Source organism: Oleiphilus sp. HI0125, assembly GCF_001635355.1.
This window is the reverse complement of the sequence record NZ_LWGF01000383.1, coordinates 1-2,330: the sequence shown is the minus strand read 5'-3', so window position 1 is coordinate 2,330 and position 2,330 is coordinate 1. Positions and strand designations below refer to the sequence as shown.

The following is a 2,330-nucleotide window of genomic DNA, read 5'->3' as shown; positions in this document are numbered from 1 at the left end:
ACGGAGGGTCCTCAGCACCGCATATCTATGATGTTAATAACGCCGGTATAGCCGATATTCCGCCAGCGGGTTTAACGGCTGATCTGAAAGAAGATAGTGCCCAATTTGAAGTCAAAGGAGAATTAAAAGCCAAAGATTTAGATGGTATTGATCAGCCAGAATTCACGCCGCAAGTTCAGCAGCACACTACTTATGGGACATTCTCGATTGATAGTGCCGGACATTATCATTATGCATTAGATAATACTAACTCGGCAGTCAATCACCTAGGTGTGCATGAAACCATACAAGAAAAAATTCCAGTGATTGCAACCACACTCGATGGCGAACAAGTCATCAGCAATGTGGTCATTAACATTCATGGTAGTGTTGATGCGCCGATGCTATCAGCGACTACTCACCTTGTGCAGCAAGGTGCAGAAATACCGCTTGACTTGCACACAGCAATTATTGACACCGGTGGCGATACCGAAACACTTACGGTAAAAATATCAGGTTTACCGGATCATGCAACGCTGAACCACGGTAATTATAATGCCCTGTCTAAAATTTGGACGGTAGATAAGGCTGACTTAAATGGGCTTAAGGCCGATCTGCAGAACCCAAATTTTCACGGTGATATAGCCTTAACCATTACTGCAATTGCCTCGGCCGGAGGGGAAGTACAACAAACGACCAGACCATTAACCTTATCGGTTAATGCGCAACCCGAGGTCCTATCACCGGTTACAGATCAATCGATTGAAGATAATGCGACCCATGACGTAGATTTATTACAGGGTGCCAGTGACAAAGATGCAGGTGATGTATTACACGTTAGCCATTTAAGCTATGAGCTAGATGGAGCCGCCGCTACGACCAATATTCCAGCGGGTTTTGCGCTTGCCGCTGATGGTCACACGATAACAGTGGCCCCGGGCAGTGCGACGTTTCAACACTTAGCGGCAGGTGCGAGCACGACACTAATAATCAGTTATCAGGTGAACGATTCGCGTGGTGGGGCTACTGCACAGACGTCAAGCATCACGATTACCGGCACGAATGATGCGGCGACGATTAGTGGCGTGTCGACAGGACAAGTGGTTGAAGATAGTGGTCAATTAACAACCGGCCAATTACATATCGTTGATAAAGATGATGGCGAGTCTAGCTTTAAACCAGAAACGATTGTGGGCACATTTGGTACTGCNCATNTNGANGTAAGTGGTAACTGGTCTTACACACTTGACGGAGCTAAGTCTCAATCGCTATTAGCAGGACAAGTAGAGCATGAATTATTAACCGTTCACACGGCAGACGGCACTGCACATCAACTTAATATTACCTTGATCGGCAGCAATGACTTGCCGGTAATTGCGGGGACTAGCACCGGTGCTGTAATAGAAGCGGGCGATGGAACCAGCGGCAATGCCGATGCCACTGGAACGTTAAACGTAACCGATCTAGACACGGGCGATACCCTCAGCTGGCAAGTGGTTCATGGGCAGGGCCACTATGGTCAGTTGAGTATTGATCAACAGGGGCAGTGGCATTATCAACTGGACAATACAAGCAATGCGACAGATATCCTAGATGCCAATCAACAGGTGACAGAGCACTTTACTGTCACGGCCACAGACAGCAGCGGCACACCGGTACAGCAAACGATAACGATCAACGTAACGGGCACTAACGATGCGCCGGAGATCACCTCTATTACAGCTCAAGCAGCACATGAAGGCGATACGACGCTAACAACAGGAACAATCTTTGTCCATGAAATAGATAACCACGACCGAGTTAGCTTTTCTTCCCCGAGTGTCGACGGTTTTGTACTCCAGCAGAATGGGAAATATAGTTTTGATCCCAGTCACAGCAGCTACAATCATTTAGCCCAAGGCGATGTGCAAACAATTACAATTCCGGTAACTCTTACAGATTTGGCTGGAGCTAGTGACACGAAAAATCTTGTCATCACCTTAACCGGGACTAACGATGCGCCTGTCCTGGATCAGATCCAAGCCCAGAGTGCGACCGAAGATGGCAGTGTCATCTCTGGCAACATTACCTCAACTGATGCCGATGCCCATGAAACGGCCAACTACACCGCACCGACCATAGACGGTTTTACGCTAAATTCCGATGGGTCGTACACCTTTGATCCCAGTCACAGCGCCTATCAACACTTGGCCGCAGGAACAGATCAAACCGTCACTATCCCTATTACGGTGACTGACCAAGACGGTGATTCTGACACGCAGAATCTCGTTATCACAGTTCATGGAACCGCGGATGCCGCAGTCATTGGTGGCACAGACTCAGGCTCTGTTACCGAAGAAACAACGCTGCAA

1 protein-coding gene is annotated in these 2,330 nt (G+C 48.1%); it reads left to right on the top strand.

Features of this window, described 5'->3' with window-relative positions:
- Positions 1–2,330, top strand: a 2,330-nt coding sequence (locus tag A3762_RS05275) for a VCBS domain-containing protein (protein WP_197469044.1), incomplete at both ends; no start/stop codon positions are given.